Annotated in this window: 19 protein-coding genes and 3 tRNA genes; 15 read left to right on the plus strand and 7 right to left on the minus strand. The window is 63.4% G+C overall.

Going from position 1 to position 14,203, the window contains the following annotated elements; translation table 11 throughout:
- The first annotated feature begins 34 nt into the window (after positions 1-34).
- Both AB4879_RS21975 and AB4879_RS21980 read left to right on the plus strand, forming a co-directional pair.
- Entirely contained in the window at positions 35-823 is a 789-nt protein-coding gene (locus AB4879_RS21975; RefSeq protein ID WP_370509271.1) for an alpha/beta hydrolase, read from the plus strand.
- A 60-nt stretch (positions 824-883) separates the two neighbouring features.
- On the plus strand, positions 884-1,114 hold the full coding sequence (locus AB4879_RS21980; RefSeq protein ID WP_102807053.1) for a deoxyribodipyrimidine photolyase: 231 nt from the start codon (positions 884-886) through the stop codon (positions 1,112-1,114).
- Between the two features lie 15 nt (positions 1,115-1,129).
- Here AB4879_RS21980 and AB4879_RS21985 read toward each other — a convergent pair whose 3' ends face one another.
- From AB4879_RS21985 to AB4879_RS22005, 5 genes are all read right to left on the minus strand, one after another.
- Positions 1,130-1,720 (minus strand): TetR/AcrR family transcriptional regulator, encoded by a 591-nt coding sequence (locus AB4879_RS21985; protein WP_102807054.1) that lies wholly within the window; start codon positions 1,718-1,720, stop codon positions 1,130-1,132.
- 6 nt (positions 1,721-1,726) lie between these two features.
- Complete coding sequence (locus AB4879_RS21990) at positions 1,727-2,422, minus strand: crotonase/enoyl-CoA hydratase family protein (protein WP_370509272.1); 696 nt, start codon at positions 2,420-2,422, stop codon at positions 1,727-1,729.
- A 78-nt stretch (positions 2,423-2,500) separates the two neighbouring features.
- On the minus strand, positions 2,501-3,310 hold the full coding sequence (locus AB4879_RS21995; RefSeq protein WP_370509273.1) for a hypothetical protein: 810 nt from the start codon (positions 3,308-3,310) through the stop codon (positions 2,501-2,503).
- Positions 3,311-3,341: 31 nt separating this feature from the next.
- Positions 3,342-4,076 carry a hypothetical protein gene (locus AB4879_RS22000; protein ID WP_370509274.1) on the minus strand — a complete coding sequence of 245 codons (735 nt, stop codon included), beginning with the start codon at positions 4,074-4,076 and terminating at the stop codon, positions 3,342-3,344.
- A 36-nt stretch (positions 4,077-4,112) separates the two neighbouring features.
- Entirely contained in the window at positions 4,113-4,829 is a 717-nt protein-coding gene (locus AB4879_RS22005; protein ID WP_370509275.1) for an MBL fold metallo-hydrolase, read from the minus strand.
- A gap of 143 nt (positions 4,830-4,972) precedes the next feature.
- On the opposite strand from AB4879_RS22005, the gene AB4879_RS22010 reads away from it, so the two are divergent.
- From AB4879_RS22010 to AB4879_RS22070, 13 genes are all read left to right on the plus strand, one after another.
- Positions 4,973-5,045: transfer RNA gene (locus AB4879_RS22010), tRNA-Thr, on the plus strand.
- Between the two features lie 64 nt (positions 5,046-5,109).
- Positions 5,110-5,183 (plus strand) — tRNA-Met (locus AB4879_RS22015).
- A 40-nt stretch (positions 5,184-5,223) separates the two neighbouring features.
- Entirely contained in the window at positions 5,224-5,391 is a 168-nt protein-coding gene (gene rpmG / locus AB4879_RS22020; RefSeq protein ID WP_005143733.1) for a 50S ribosomal protein L33, read from the plus strand.
- A 66-nt stretch (positions 5,392-5,457) separates the two neighbouring features.
- Entirely contained in the window at positions 5,458-5,937 is a 480-nt protein-coding gene (hadA, locus tag AB4879_RS22025; protein WP_370509276.1) for a (3R)-hydroxyacyl-ACP dehydratase subunit HadA, read from the plus strand.
- Positions 5,924-6,352 (plus strand): (3R)-hydroxyacyl-ACP dehydratase subunit HadB, encoded by a 429-nt coding sequence (hadB, locus tag AB4879_RS22030; protein ID WP_370509277.1) that lies wholly within the window; start codon positions 5,924-5,926, stop codon positions 6,350-6,352. Before hadA ends, hadB begins: the two co-directional genes overlap by 14 nt.
- A gap of 2 nt (positions 6,353-6,354) precedes the next feature.
- The gene (gene hadC / locus AB4879_RS22035; protein WP_370509278.1) at positions 6,355-6,867 is read left to right on the plus strand and encodes a (3R)-hydroxyacyl-ACP dehydratase subunit HadC; all 513 of its coding nucleotides are present in this window, start codon (positions 6,355-6,357) and stop codon (positions 6,865-6,867) included.
- 139 nt (positions 6,868-7,006) lie between these two features.
- A tRNA-Trp gene (locus tag AB4879_RS22040) sits at positions 7,007-7,079 on the plus strand.
- Between the two features lie 100 nt (positions 7,080-7,179).
- Positions 7,180-7,629: a preprotein translocase subunit SecE gene (gene secE, locus AB4879_RS22045; RefSeq protein ID WP_370509279.1), complete on the plus strand. Its 450-nt coding sequence runs from the start codon at positions 7,180-7,182 to the stop codon at positions 7,627-7,629.
- 34 nt (positions 7,630-7,663) lie between these two features.
- Positions 7,664-8,431 (plus strand): transcription termination/antitermination protein NusG, encoded by a 768-nt coding sequence (gene nusG, locus AB4879_RS22050; RefSeq protein ID WP_083118341.1) that lies wholly within the window; start codon positions 7,664-7,666, stop codon positions 8,429-8,431.
- A gap of 37 nt (positions 8,432-8,468) precedes the next feature.
- Positions 8,469-8,897, plus strand: coding sequence for a 50S ribosomal protein L11 (rplK, locus tag AB4879_RS22055; RefSeq protein WP_036343413.1), 429 nt, complete (start codon positions 8,469-8,471; stop codon positions 8,895-8,897).
- 70 nt (positions 8,898-8,967) lie between these two features.
- Positions 8,968-9,678: a 50S ribosomal protein L1 gene (rplA, locus tag AB4879_RS22060; protein WP_102807063.1), complete on the plus strand. Its 711-nt coding sequence runs from the start codon at positions 8,968-8,970 to the stop codon at positions 9,676-9,678.
- Positions 9,679-9,839: 161 nt separating this feature from the next.
- Positions 9,840-10,832 carry an NAD-dependent epimerase/dehydratase family protein gene (locus AB4879_RS22065; RefSeq protein WP_370509280.1) on the plus strand — a complete coding sequence of 331 codons (993 nt, stop codon included), beginning with the start codon at positions 9,840-9,842 and terminating at the stop codon, positions 10,830-10,832.
- Positions 10,829-12,109 (plus strand): glycosyltransferase family 4 protein, encoded by a 1,281-nt coding sequence (locus AB4879_RS22070; protein ID WP_370509281.1) that lies wholly within the window; start codon positions 10,829-10,831, stop codon positions 12,107-12,109. The genes AB4879_RS22065 and AB4879_RS22070 overlap by 4 nt, the downstream gene beginning before the upstream one ends.
- Before the next feature lie 29 nt (positions 12,110-12,138).
- Here the strand turns inward: AB4879_RS22070 and AB4879_RS22075 are convergent, their stop codons facing one another.
- Complete coding sequence (locus AB4879_RS22075) at positions 12,139-13,095, minus strand: endonuclease/exonuclease/phosphatase family protein (RefSeq protein ID WP_370509282.1); 957 nt, start codon at positions 13,093-13,095, stop codon at positions 12,139-12,141.
- Positions 13,096-13,179: 84 nt separating this feature from the next.
- On the minus strand, positions 13,180-14,187 hold the full coding sequence (locus AB4879_RS22080) for an endonuclease/exonuclease/phosphatase family protein (protein ID WP_370509283.1): 1,008 nt from the start codon (positions 14,185-14,187) through the stop codon (positions 13,180-13,182).
- Positions 14,188-14,203 lie beyond the last annotated feature (16 nt).

The raw sequence follows: 14,203 nt of genomic DNA on the forward strand, positions 1-14,203 counted from the left end.
GCCAAACAGCGGCCGGCGTCGATAGGGTGCGGCTGTGCTCGAGGTGATCGCCAGGGGCGGGGACACCGCCACACAGCCCACACCGCTGTTGTTCGTGCACGGGGCCTTTCACGGGGCCTGGTGCTGGGACGACCACTTTCTCGACTATTTCGCCGAGCGCGGCTATCACGCTCTTGCGCTGAACCTGCGGGGTCACGGTGCCAGCCCGTCGGCTGTGCCGATCAACTCCTGTGGCGTCCTCGACTATGTCCAGGATGTGAAGACCGTCGCCGATCGCCTGCCGGTGCCGCCGGTGGTCATCGGTCACTCGATGGGCGGATTCGTGGTGCAGAAGTATCTGGCGGTGCACGATGCGCCGGCCGCGGTGCTGGTCGCGTCGGCCCCGCCGACGGGTATCGCGCCCGCGACTGTGCGGGTGGCGTGGCGACATCGGCGCCAGTCGGTGCGCACGCGTTCCTTCAGTAGGCCATTAGATTTCTTTGCAGCGCAGGGTGTTTCACGGGCAACCTTCTATCATTCAGCCACCCCCGACGAGATCGTCGACGCGTGCACGTCGCGGCTGAGCGCCGAAAGCGCCCGGGTGCTGTACCGCGATCTGCTCTTCCGCCACCTCGCCCGACCCAGGCGCGTCAACGCTCCGGTGCTGGTGCTCGGCGCCGAGCTCGACGGGTTCTTCACGCCCAAGGAAGTCGCCGCAACCGCGCGGGCCTACCGCACCGAGCCGGTGATGTTTGCCGGCATGGGTCACAACATGATGCTCGAGCGCGGCTGGGAGTCCGTGGCCGACCGCATTGACAGCTGGTTGGCAGCAACCCTGCGCTGACGCTGCGGTTAGTTCGGGCTTCGAATGGGAAACCAGAGCCGACCTACAAAGGAGGCCCGAATGTTGCACAGCGTCGTGCTGGCGGCCAGCGACAACATCGAAGCGGCGGGGTTCATCCTGCGCGGCATCAAAGGCATCTTCGTGGCCATCGGCAGCATCATCGCCGCGGTCGTCTGTGCCGTCATCGCCGGCGTCAAGGGGCGAAATCCGTTCGGCTGGGGCATTCTTGGCCTGTTCTTCTCGATCCTGACGCTGATCGTCATCATCGTGATCCCCAGCAAAAAGTCGTAGCCCCTCCCGGCTGACTCAGGCGTGAAAGCCCGCGAGGACCGCTTGCACGCCGACGTCCCAACGCCGATCGACCGACGATGTCGACGTACCCAGCCAGCGCCCGGCCTCTTGAACGGCCAATCCCTGGGCCAGGGCGAGCAGTACGTGGGAGATGTCGACCGCGTCGCCCGCCAGTAAGCCTGCGTCGATGCACCGCTGCACTTTCCCGACGAGAATCTCCCGCACCGTCGGCGCGGTGGCCAGTTGGTCGGGATCGGGGTCGAGCTCCTGGAACGGCCTGCTGAACATCACCCGGGCCAGCGGCGGATAGTCGAGGCAGAACCGGCGGAACACCGGAATCACCGCCCGGAGGTCGCCTAGTTCGTCGGTCGTCTCGGGGATTGCGACGAGCTCACCGCCCAATCTGCGGAAACCTTCGAAGAACACCGCCCGGAGCAGTCCGTCCTTGTCGGAGAACAACTCGTAGACCGCGGGCACGGAGGTGCCGGCACGCTCGGCGACGCGGCGGGTGGTGAAACCCGACATCCCGTCTTCGCACAGCGTGCTCACCGCCACGTCGACCACACGGTCGCGCAGCTCGGGAGTGCGCTGCTTGACCCTGGGCACGAACTACTACATTCCGAACTCGGAACGGATGTTGTCGATACCGTCGCGCATCGCGTCCAGGGTGGTCTGGCGGGCGCGCAGCTTGCTGGCCAGATGCGCACTGGCATTCAGTGCGGTGAACTCATGCGCGGCTTCCTCGGCGCGCGCCAAAACCTGCTCGTTCATCGCGATCTCGTCGATCCAGCCGCCGGCCAACGCGGTCTCGCCCAGGAAGTTCTTGGCCAGACCGACCGCCTGCTGGTAAGCCGACGGCGTCAGCCGCAGCCGCATGATCTCCAGGGCGGGGTAGGGCAGCACCATCCCGATCGCCACCTCGTTGGCCTGAAAGTTGTAGGTAGGACCGGCAATTCGGTGGTCGACGCTGCACGCCAGGAACGATCCCATGGCGATCGCGTGGCCGGTGATCGCCGCGACGACGGGCTTGGGGAAGGACAGCAGCCGGTGGGACAGGTTGAACCCACCTTGCAGCATCTCGACAGAGGCGTCGATGTCGCCGGAGCGGAACACCTTCAGGTCGAAGCCGCCGCTGAAGACGCGGTCATTGCCTGCGATCACCACCGCACCGGCGTTGTCGGCCTCGGCGCGATCCAGAGCGTCGTTGATCTCCTTCAGCATGGCCGGACTCAGCACGTTGACCTTGCCGTCGTCCAACGAGATCACCGCGACCGCGTCATCTTTGCGATAACTGACCGACCCGCTCATGGATGCTCCTTCGTCGCAGCGTCTAATTTCGTACCGACGTTACGTAACGAAGTTCCGATTGCCAAGAGGCAATCCCGCCTACCCGTGCCGGGGCAGGCGCACGACCTCGGTGGGCTGCTCGAACCTCTCCCGCCGCCACCGGCTCTGAGTTTCCTCGGCGGCGCGCTTCATCCGGGCGATCTCCTCGCGAAGGACGTCGACGCGCGTCTCCTTGGTGGCGAAATGGAAGTAGTCGAGCATGTTGCGCAACAGTTCGAGCTTCTCGCGCTCGCGCCGGGCCAGATCGTGTCCGGTCATCATCTCGACACGGTGCACCGGTTGCAGGGTGTCCCAGTCCAGCGCCACCTTGGTGCGGTACACCGTTCGCTTGCGCCCGAAGGTCCTGGCCCACCAGCCCTGCGGCTCGGGCTGGTCGTGGTAGGAGACCAAACCCTCGAATCGCGAGTCGATCGACTCGCCGAACTGGCTGCGATCAAGCGCCGAATCCCACACCGTGCGCCACTCCTGCGCGGGTGCGAGCTCGGGAATGCTTTGGGGCAGAGTCAGTTCCACGATGTCGGTGAACCCGTCCTCGGTATGCTCATATCGAGCCACCGTGGGGGGTTTCGGAAAGGCGAAGCCCACGTCGTAGGCGGCCGTGCTGCCGTAGTTGCGGACGACCAGTTCGATGACATGCCAGTCCGCGGAGTGCGGCTCCATGAACATCGCGACGTGCGGCCGAGCCTGCTTGGCGTTGACTCTCTGTTGTCGACGAATCTGCCGATGCGCGTAGATCAACGCCGCCAGCCCCAGCAGCACTGCTGCCCAGGCGGCGACCGCCAACCACGTGCCGGCCCCGACTCCGGTGACATCTCCCCACAGATCCGCGAGATCACTCGCGTTTTCCACCCCATGCTTATATCACAGCAAACCGACGTCTTCAGTATTGACGAGATCGAAAGTTATTGTCGCGCTGGGCCAATCGGCGTTGCAGCGCGTACGGGCTCGCCGCCATCGACGCGCGTCGCCGGCGCACAGCCAGCGTGACCGGCAGTACCGGAGAAATGCCGCAGGCCTGCGCGAACTGCTGCGCGGCCAGGCCGTCCGCCGAGTTCATATCGCAACGGCCGAAGGGCGGCGCCCCTTCCGGTAGTCCGCCTCCGTAGCCCTGTCCGTCGGTGTACTGGTGGGCGATTTTGCCCGGGTAGGGCGGATTCGAGCCGTAGGAGGCCACGACCAGTCGGATGCCGTCCGGTTTGGTGGGCCACAACCGATTCAGGTCTCCGACATTGCCGTAGCCGATCACCTTCGCGGTCGAGCCGACGTAGGCACCTACCTCGTGATAGGCCGCGTTGATCCCCGCGGACTGGTCACCGGAGATCTGGCCGCCCCATGACTCGACGTCGATCATCACCGCCATCTTCGGATGTGGTGCTCGCACTTGGGATTTAAACGTCTCCACGGTCTCGCGCCAATTCGGCCGCCATACGAAGTAGACGATGAAGAAGGTCAGGCGCCCGCTGTCGACATTGCTCAGGCACCAGCCGTAGTTGTTCACCCAGTGACGGTCGCGGTAGGTGCCGTCATTGGAGCGGATACACAACACCGGATACAGATAGGTGTCGTTGACGCCGACCTGCCACTCCGAAACGTCGGCATACAGGGTGTCGGCCATAGCTAATTATGGCTATTGCCAACGTAATTGGAAGTATCAGGCGCCCATCAACGTGCGCCATTGGTCCAGGCTCGACGCCTTGTAGACGTAGTTGGACCGCTTGACCTCGGACAGTGCGGCGCTGGGCTCGATCGAGTACCAGTGCCCTGGGAACACCGTCGGATCGCCGGAAAGCGCGGCGAGCTGCTGAAGGCTGCGAAACATCTCGTCGACGTCGCCGCCGGGGAAGTCGGTACGCCCGCAACCGTCCAGGAAAAGCGTGTCGCCGGCCACCAGGCGGCCGTCGAGCAGGAAACACTGGCTGCCCGGCGTGTGACCCGGAGTGTGCAGCAGCTCGATGTCGATGGCGCCGACGGAAACCTTGTCGCCGTGCTCGTGGGCGGTCAGGCCACTCATCGGGATGCCGGTGACCCGCGAAACCCAGAGCGCTTCATGGGTGTTGACGTGGACCGGCACCTCGACCCGCTCGAGTAGCTCGGCCAGGCCCGCGAGGGTGAAGCCCATCATCGACCCACCGACGTGATCGGGGTGGTGGTGAGTGACCAGCACCCCGGACAAATGCATACCGTCGGCCTCGAGCGCGTCGACCAGGTCGCCGGCCGCATAAGCCGGATCGACCACGACGGTGTCGCCGGTCTCCCGGTCACCGATCAGGTAGGCGAAGTTGCGCATCTGCTGCGCCATCATGTCGCCGGCGGCAAAATCCCGGCCGGAGAGCAGTTGGCGGAAATACAGACGATCCGTCGATGCCATGGCTTCACAGTAAGCGTCGCCGCCCGACCAGGTCAGCGCGGCCTCGGGGGGCCGGTCGAGCTCGCCGACGAGCGGTTTGGCTGAGCCCATCCGCAGGCTGTACCCTCTTTAAGGCCCACGGCTGTACGTCGCTCGCGGGTCAGGCCCCCTTAGCTCAGTCGGCAGAGCGTTTCCATGGTAAGGAAAAGGTCAACGGTTCGATTCCGTTAGGGGGCTCGGTGGACACTCGGATTTCGTGGCCGACCTCTGGGCGCCGCGGAACTCCGCAAGTGCCTATCGGGGCGGTGTAGCTCAGCTGGTTAGAGCGCACGACTCATAATCGTGAGGTCGGGAGATCGAGCCTCCCCACCGCTACAGGTAGACGCAAACGAGAACGTGAAAGAAGGCAACGAACGTGGCCTCGAGTACTGACGTACGGCCGAAGATCACTTTGGCCTGCGAGGTGTGCAAGCACCGCAACTACATCACCAAGAAGAACCGTCGTAACGACCCCGACCGGCTCGAGCTGAAGAAGTTCTGCCCGAACTGCGGCCAGCACCAGCCGCACAAAGAGTCGCGCTGATTTCGCCTGGCCGTCGAGACGACGGCCAGTGAACAGTGCCGAGGTTGACTAGATAGGTCCTGCTCCGTGGCTTTGTCCCAAGAATTCGTCGGGCGACATTTTCGCTACCCCGACTATTACTTGGTCGAGCGGGAAAAGATCCGCGAGCACGCCAGAGCCATCCAGAACTCCGATCCGGCGTTCTTCTCCCACGAGGCCGCCGCTGAGCTGGGCTACGACGACATTCTGGCGCCGCTGACGTTCACGTCGATGCTGGGCTACGCCGCTCAGACCGCCTTCTTCGAGCACGCCAACATCGGGATCACCGACAAGCAGATCGTGCAGATCGATCAGGTTCTGAAGTTTTTCAAGCCGATCAAGGCCGGCGACAAGCTCTACTGTGACGTCTACGTCCACGAGATTCGGCAGGCGCACGGCACCGACATCATTGTCACCAAGAACGTTGTCAGTAATCAGGATGACGAGGTAGTACAGGAGACCTACACGACGCTCGCCGGGCGGAGTGAGGAAGACGGAGAGAGTGGCTTCAACGATGGCACTGCGTGAGTTCAGCTCGGTCAAAGTGGGTGAGGAGCTGCCGGAACGGGTCATCACCCTGACCCGCGCCGACCTGGTCAACTACGCCGGCGTGTCCGGCGATCTGAACCCGATCCACTGGGACGACGAGATCGCAAAACAGGTCGGTCTGGACACCGCGATCGCGCACGGAATGCTCACCATGGGCCTCGGCGGCGGTTACGTCACGGAATGGATCGGGGACCCTGGTGCGGTCACCGAGTTCAACGTGCGCTTCACCGCCATCGTGCCGGTGCCCAACGACGGAGTCGGCGCCGAGATTGTGTTCACCGGGAAGGTGAAGTCGGCTGATCCCGAGACCAAGAGCATCACGATCGCACTGACCGCCACTACGGGCGGGAAGAAGATCTTCGGACGCGCCGTCGCGATTGCGAAGTTGGCGTAACCATGGCACTCAAGACTGATATCCGGGGAATGGTCTGGGAGTATCCCGACACCTTCGTGGTCGGCCGTGAGCAGGTCCGGCAGTACGCCAAGTCGGTGAAGTCGACCGATCCCGCCTCGATGGACGAAAAGGCCGCGGCCGAGCTCGGCCACAAGGGCCTGGTCGCGCCGCCGACGTTCATGTCGATCCTGGCGGTGATGATTCAGAATCACTTCTTCCAGCACGTCGACGTCGGTCTGGAGACACTGCAGATCGTCCAGGTGGATCAGAAGTTCAAGTTCTACCGGCCGATCGTCGAGGGTGACGCCGTCCGCGGCACGATGTACATCGAGTCCGTCGAGGAGCGGTTCGGCGCCGATATCGTGACCACCCGCAACGTCCTCATCGACCAGCACGGCGAGATGATCATGGAGTCGTTCACCACACTGATGGGGCACGAGGGCGACAACTCGATCTCGGCAGGCTGGGATCCGGAGACCGGACAGGTCCTGCGCAAGCCGGTCGTTCACGACTAACAACGGATTAACACCTGCTTGGTGTGCCGTTGTACACTCGGACCTCGGGGTTTTCCCAGATAAGCGCGCTGTCCGTCGGTTCGGGTTTGACCGAACGGGGAGCGCGCGAATCATGTGGGGGTAAACCGGAGTAGTGCAGAGGGGCGTAGCTCAACTGGCAGAGCAGCGGTCTCCAAAACCGCAGGTTGCAGGTTCAAGTCCTGTCGCCCCTGCTCCAACTGAATAAAGCTGGACTGAACATGGTGGACACTGGAGGGTGCACACCGGGCTGGGTACTCCAGCCCACACGTACTCGACACAAAGGAGCATGCGGTGAGCGACGAGCGCGAAAGTGCTGACGCCGCAGGCGCAGGCGACGGTTCCTTGCCTGGCACCGAGGACACCAACGGCGGTCAGACCGTCGTCGTGACCCGCCCCGCGCGTCCCACCGGCAAGCGGTCCCGGCGCGCCGGAGCCACTGCGCTGGCCGAGCCGGAGGAAGTCGAATCGACCGCCGAAGAACTCGGCGTCGAGGACAAGCCCGGCAAGAAGACCAAGGCCAAGAAGAAGAAGGCCAAGTCCGGGCCGTCGCGCAACCCCATCCTGTTCGTCTGGAACTACCTCAAGCAGGTCGTTGCCGAACTGCGCAAGGTGATCTGGCCCAACCGCAAACAGATGGTCAGCTACACCAGCGTGGTGCTGCTGTTCCTGGCCTTCATGGTCGCGCTGATCGGCGGGGTCGACCTCGGCCTGGCCAAGCTTGTGCTGTGGACGCTCGGCTAGCGAACGCTGACGTTTTTAGAGAGGACTGACTACCGTGACAACCCCCGAAGGCGATACGCCCACGGGTGAGGCCCTCGTCGACGTGATCGACGAGGACACTGCCGCACCTGAGATCGAGGCGGCGCCTGACGCTGAGGCGACGGACGCCGCCGGCGAGGCTGCCGCCGAGGAGGAGCTCGATCCGGCCGCCGCGCTCAAGGCTGAGCTGCGCAGCAAGCCGGGCGACTGGTACGTCATCCACTCCTACGCCGGCTACGAGAACAAGGTGAAGGCCAACCTCGAGACCCGCGTGCAGAACCTGGACGTCGGCGACTACATCTTCCAGGTCGAGGTGCCCACCGAAGAAGTCACCGAGATCAAGAACGGCCAGCGCAAGCAGGTCAACCGCAAGGTGCTGCCCGGCTACATCCTGGTGCGCATGGAGTTGACCGACGATTCGTGGGCCGCCGTGCGCAACACCCCGGGTGTCACCGGCTTCGTCGGCGCGACGTCACGGCCGACGGCGCTGTCGCTCAACGACGTGGTGAAGTTCCTGCTGCCGCAGGGTGCGGCGAAGAAGCCTGGCAAGGCGGCTGCTTCATCGGCGTCCGCTGCATCGTCCGAGGCCACCCTGGAACGCCCCGAGATCCTGGTGGACTTCGAGGTGGGCGAGTCGGTCACCGTCATGGACGGGCCGTTCGCGACGCTGCCGGCCTCGATCAGCGAGGTGAACGCCGAGCAGCAGAAGCTCAAGGTGCTGGTGTCCATCTTCGGTCGCGAAACACCCGTCGAACTGACCTTCAACCAGGTCGCCAAGATCTGATCGCTGTCTGCGATCGCTAGAAAGGAAACAACCCCGAATGGCCCCGAAGAAAAAGGTCGCCGGGCTGATCAAGCTGCAGATCCAGGCCGGGCAGGCCAACCCCGCCCCGCCGGTCGGCCCTGCGCTCGGCCAGCATGGCGTCAACATCATGGAGTTCTGCAAGGCGTACAACGCCGCGACGGAAAACCAGCGCGGCAACGTCATCCCCGTGGAGATCACCGTCTACGAGGACCGCAGCTTCACCTTCGCGCTGAAGACCCCGCCCGCCGCCCGGTTGCTGCTCAAGGCTGCCGGCGTGCAGAAGGGCTCGGCCGAGCCGCACAAGACCAAGGTTGCGAAGGTCACCTGGGATCAGGTGCGCGAGATCGCCGAGACCAAGAAGGAAGATCTCAACGCCAACGACATCGATCAGGCTGCCAAGATCATCGCCGGCACCGCCCGGTCGATGGGCATCACTGTCGAGTAAGTACTGCAGGAACGCGTGGGAGGACCAGCTTCGGTCCGCGAACCACGACCTCATCAATTAGGAGAACGAAATGAGCAAGACGAGCAAGGCCTACCGAGAAGCCGCGGAGAAGGTCGACAAGACGAAGCTGTACTCGCCGCTGGAAGCCGCGAAGCTCGCCAAGGAGACGTCGTCGAAGAAGCAGGACGCGACCGTCGAGGTGGCGATCCGGCTCGGCGTCGACCCCCGCAAGGCCGATCAGATGGTCCGCGGCACGGTCAACCTGCCCAACGGTACGGGTAAGACCGCGCGCGTCGCGGTGTTCGCGGTGGGGGAGAAGGCCGAGCAGGCCAAGGAAGCCGGTGCGGACATCGTCGGCAGCGACGACCTGATCGAGCTGATCCAGGGCGGCATGCTGGACTTCGACGCGGCGATCGCCACCCCGGATCAGATGGCCAAGGTCGGTCGCATCGCCCGCGTGCTGGGCCCGCGCGGTCTGATGCCGAACCCCAAGACCGGCACCGTCACCCCGGATGTGGCCAAGGCCGTCACCGACATCAAGGGCGGCAAGATCAACTTCCGCGTCGACAAGCAGGCCAACCTGCACTTCGTGATCGGCAAGGCCTCGTTCGACGAGAAGAAGCTGGCCGAGAACTACGGCGCCGCGCTCGACGAGATCCTGCGTGCCAAGCCGTCGTCGTCCAAGGGCCGCTACCTGAAGAAGATCACCGTCTCGACGACCACGGGCCCGGGCATCCCGGTCGACCCGGCCGTCACCCGGAACTTCACCGAAGAGGCGTAAAGCCTTTCGACCGGTGGCCGTCTACTTCGGTAGGCGGCCATTTGTCGTTTTTACGTTGTGGTGGGGTCGATGGGATTCATGCTAAGTCGCCTCGCAAATGGCGCCGGAGCTATGATCGACCGGGACACGCGGAGGCAGCTCCGTGTATGAGGGGGAGACTCATGAAGGTTTTGGTCACGGGCGCCGGTGGGTTCATCGGAGGTCACCTTGCCGGCGCGCTCGTCGCCGATGGACACGAGGTCAGGGCGGTCGACGTGAAGCCGCTCGACGAGTGGTACCAGGTTCATGAGGATGCCGAGTCCCGCGTCGGCGATGTCTCGCTGCTGGAGACCGCGCGTGAGGCAGTCGACGGCGTCGAGCACGTTTACAACCTCGCTGCCGACATGGGAGGCATGGGGTTCATCGAGAACAACCGTGCCCTGTGCATGCTGTCGGTCCTCACCAGCACTCACGTGCTGCAGGCTGCCCATGAGGCCGGTGTCGATCGCTACTTTTATAGCTCGTCGGCGTGCGTCTATGCCGGTGAGAAGCAGACCGAGTCCGATGTCGTCGCACTCAAGGAGGCCGACGCCTACCCAGCTGACCCTGAGGATGGGTACGGCTGGGAGAAGCTGTTCAGCGAGCGCATGGCCCGCCATTTCCGTGAGGACTTCGGCTTCAAGACTCGGATGGCTCGATACCACAACGTCTATGGACCGAACGGCACGTACGACGGAGGCCGCGAGAAGGCGCCGGCGGCCATGTGCAGGAAGATCGCCCTTATCGCACAGGGAAAGTCGGACCTTCTGGAGATTTGGGGCGACGGCGAGCAGACCCGCAGCTTCATGTATGTCGATGACTGCGTCCGCGGGTCGCGGGAAATCCTCAATGGCGATTTCGCCGAACCCGTGAACTTGGGCTCTGCCGAGCTTGTCACCATCAATCAGCTTGCCGACATCGTCGAAGACATCGCTGGCGTCAAAGCCGAGCGTAAGTACAAACTGGATGCCCCCCAGGGAGTGCGCGGGCGAAACAGCGACAACACACTGTTTCATTCCGTATACGGGTGGGAGCCGTCGATCACGTTGCGCGAGGGGCTTGAGAAGACGTACGCCTGGATCTACGACCAGATCGCGACGAACGAGCCTGCCGTTGAGGCGCTTGGGGCACGGTGAGTAATTACCCGCTCCGAATTCACATTCACGATTGGAGTGGACATCCGTTCCAAGCTCAACTTTCCCGCGAGTTGGCGCGTCGAGGGCTGATCGTCGAGCACTCGTACAGTAGCGAATATGTCAGCGGGAAGGGCCGTTTGGAACTTCAACCCGACGATCCGGAAACCCTCTCGTTCGTTCCGATCACCTCGAAGCATCCCTTTGACAAGTACAGCCCCGTTGGCCGGTTGCGCTATGAACTGAGCTACGCGAAGGCGTGGATCGAACAGATCAAAGCCTCGCGACCAGACGTCGTAGTTGTGTGTAACTCATCGCTTTTCATGATCGAGCGCTTCCGTTGGTGGGCACGTCGCACCCGTACACCGTGGGTACTGTGGCACCAAGATTTCTACAGCCTCGCCTTTGCCGCGGAACTGCGACAGAAACTGCCTGGACCAGTCGGGCACCTGGGCGCTTGGACGGCGTCGCGACTCGAGCGGCAGAGCACTAGGGCGGCGACGCAAGTTGTGGCTATTGGCAAGGAGTTTCAGACCTACTACGAGCAGGAATGGCAATTGCGTCGCGCCGGGGTTTCAGTCATTCCCAACTGGGCGCCTCTGGGAGAGATCACACCTCGGCCTCTTGACAACCCATGGAGTGCGCAGTGGATCGCCGAACGCGGCGATGTGACGCTGCTGTATGCCGGGACTCTCGGCCGCAAACACAACCCGGCGCTACTCGTCGATCTTCTTGAGAAGGTCCGCGCGGGGGGAGTGGATGCTCGACTCATTGTGGCTTCTGAGGGCGAAGGAGCTGACCTGATCCGCGGCCGCATTGACGAATTTCCACCCGGCGCACTGCGTGTCATCCCATTCCAACCCGCAGACCAGTTCCCCGACATGCTTGGTGCCGGCGACGTACTTGTCGCAATTCTCGAACCCGGCGCGTCGAAGTTCTCGATCCCAAGCAAGGTTCTCTCGTACCTTGCCGCGGGGCGACCATTGCTCGGGCTGATGCCAGCGGACAACCCGGCGGCAGACGACATTGCCGCCGCTGGCGGGCTTGTGGCTCCACCTACCGCGGTGGGAGTCGCGCGAGCGGCGGAATGGATCGCGTCATTCAGTGGCGATGCCATCGCTCGGGACAAACTTGGCGAGCGTGCGCGACAACTCGCCGAGGAACGGTTCAACATCGAGCGAATCAGCGATCAGTTCGCCGAGATCATAAGTGCTGCAGCAAGAGCGGCTCCGGGAGCGATAGCCAGAAACAGCGTCGGCGAGACCGCGGAGCGTGCGTAAAGGCTTTCTTCAGCCGGTTTGGCCAAATGTCAGGATGCCGTCGGATCAACGGGCACCAGAATCGTGCCCAGCAGGGCACGGTGATCCGAACCCGGAACCTCAATGGTCTGTACAGAGGATGCCGCGGCATTACGGGTGAGCACGTGATCAATCGTGATCAACGGTGGATACCACGCTGTGGATGGGAACGTAGGAGCGAATCCCGACCCACTCTGTTCGACCGCGTCGCGAAAACCGTTTGTGGCGAAATCACGAAACTCGCGCATATCTGGCGTGCTGTTGTAATCACCCCCAACGATCACGGCCGCCGGTCCGGCGATCCGCGTGTAGGTTGCCAGTTGCACCTTCGCGACTGCCATCGCGCCTCGCCAACCGGCGATGGTGTCACCGCCGTACGCAACGGGTGAGTAGACGTGCACGCTTGCCAGCAGTGGGTCGAATCGTAGCCCCGGAACTTTTAAGCGGGCTGCGGGGAAGACAGCACCGCGGTGGCGGGGTTCGGAAAGCGCCCGTATTGGGAAGCGGCTCCACAGGCCGATCCCGCCCGCTCCCTCCGCTGGAATCAACTGCGAATAAGGGAAGGGCTTTTCGATCCCGACCTGCTTGAGACGATTCACCTCCTCATCCGTCAGTTCGGAGACAGTGATGACGTCGGCATTGTCCGTGGCGAGGTCAACGAGGAAGCTGGCATCGGCCTTTCCATAGCGTAGGTTCGCCGAAAGTATCCGGATCTGTTGGTGCGCACCAACATCGGGTGGGTGTCCGAGGAAGTACCACGAAATCTGCACCGCGAGTGTGGCTGTCAGAACCGCGCTGATGATGAGCGCAAGCAACCATCGTCGGGATGAGACTGCCGCAACCAATCCCGCGAACGTGGTCAGCACCAAGTACGGCGATCCCACTGCCAGGAAAAGGCCGGGAATGTTGGCAACCGGCTGGGCGCGCGCGACCATGGCGAGAATGGCGAGCACCAGGGTTCCGACCACCAGAGCCCCCGAGGGGCTGAAACGGATTCTCCGCACCAAGAAGGAGGCCCCTCCCAGCTGTCGACGACTCTGATGGGCACGCTATCAGTAGGAACTAATTTGGCTGACGGGTTGCGCGACGGTCGGGATGCGTACCTTCGCCAGAAGCGCACGGTGGTCGGAGCCGACAACCGTGGCCGCATGCATAGAGGTGGCGGTCGCGCCTCGGGCGACGACATGGTCGATGTCCAATGCAGGCGGAAGCCAGGTGTCGGCAGGGAACGTTGGGATGAATCCTGCCCCGGCCTGATCCGCTGCGTCTCGGTAGCCGTTGCTCAGCAGGTTTCGAAATTGCTGCATGTCGGAGGTGGTATTGAAATCGCCCGCAACTATTACAGCACCCGAACCGGCGACCGCGGCGAACTCGTTGAGCGTCGTCTTGGCGTTCGCGATGCTGGCTTCCCAACCATCGACGGTGTCTTGTTGGGACGCTAGTGGGGAATAGACGTGGATGCTGGCGACGAGGGGCGCGAGGCGAACCCCGGGGACATGGACGCGCGCGGCGGCGAGATTGAGGCTGCGCTGCGCTCCCGGCGACACCGCAGTGAGCGGATACCGGCTCCATAGCCCGATTCCGCCGGCGCCGGGACCCGGATTCAGGACTGAGTAGGGGAATGCCTCGTCGATCACGGTGTGCGAAAAGCCTTCCATGGCCTCTGGCGTGAGCTCTGAGACGGTGAGGATGTCGGCCGAGCTCTGGGCCAGCATGGCGAACGCGTTCGGATCAGCCTGGCCTTTGCGCAGATTCGACGACAGCACTCGGACGTCCGCGAACTGCGTTGCGGCCGGGCGGATGAATGAGTACCGGGGTATCTGGACGGCGGCGGTGACGGTGATCACAAGCACGGCGATGATCGTCAGCGAGGTGCGGCGTGAGAGCGCCGAGAGGAGCAGACCCGCCAAGGCCACAAACGGTGCAAAGGGTGACGCAGAGGCCATCAGCACGCCGAAGAGGTTCGAGATCGGGCTGATGCGGGAGACGAGTGTCAGTGCGGCCAAGGCGATAGCGGCGCCGGCGAGTGCCGTCACTGCGAGGCGCATTTTGCCGGACATCGCAAGGGGAGGGGAG

It is taken from the genome of Mycobacterium sp. SA01, from assembly GCF_041287105.1.
Lineage (GTDB): Bacteria > Actinomycetota > Actinomycetes > Mycobacteriales > Mycobacteriaceae > Mycobacterium.

Coding starts and splice junctions, on each gene's coding strand:
- AB4879_RS22000 (WP_370509274.1), bottom strand. CDS start 4,076: ATGGCCGACACCCTGTATGCCGACGTTTCGGAGTGGCAGGTCGGCGTC.
- hadB (WP_370509277.1), top strand. CDS start 5,924: ATGGCACTGCGTGAGTTCAGCTCGGTCAAAGTGGGTGAGGAGCTGCCG.
- hadC (WP_370509278.1), top strand. CDS start 6,355: ATGGCACTCAAGACTGATATCCGGGGAATGGTCTGGGAGTATCCCGAC.
- AB4879_RS21990 (WP_370509272.1), bottom strand. CDS start 2,422: ATGAGCGGGTCGGTCAGTTATCGCAAAGATGACGCGGTCGCGGTGATC.
- AB4879_RS22065 (WP_370509280.1), top strand. CDS start 9,840: ATGAAGGTTTTGGTCACGGGCGCCGGTGGGTTCATCGGAGGTCACCTT.
- rplK (WP_036343413.1), top strand. CDS start 8,469: ATGGCCCCGAAGAAAAAGGTCGCCGGGCTGATCAAGCTGCAGATCCAG.
- AB4879_RS21980 (WP_102807053.1), top strand. CDS start 884: ATGTTGCACAGCGTCGTGCTGGCGGCCAGCGACAACATCGAAGCGGCG.
- AB4879_RS22080 (WP_370509283.1), bottom strand. CDS start 14,187: ATGTCCGGCAAAATGCGCCTCGCAGTGACGGCACTCGCCGGCGCCGCT.
- rplA (WP_102807063.1), top strand. CDS start 8,968: ATGAGCAAGACGAGCAAGGCCTACCGAGAAGCCGCGGAGAAGGTCGAC.
- AB4879_RS22005 (WP_370509275.1), bottom strand. CDS start 4,829: ATGGCATCGACGGATCGTCTGTATTTCCGCCAACTGCTCTCCGGCCGG.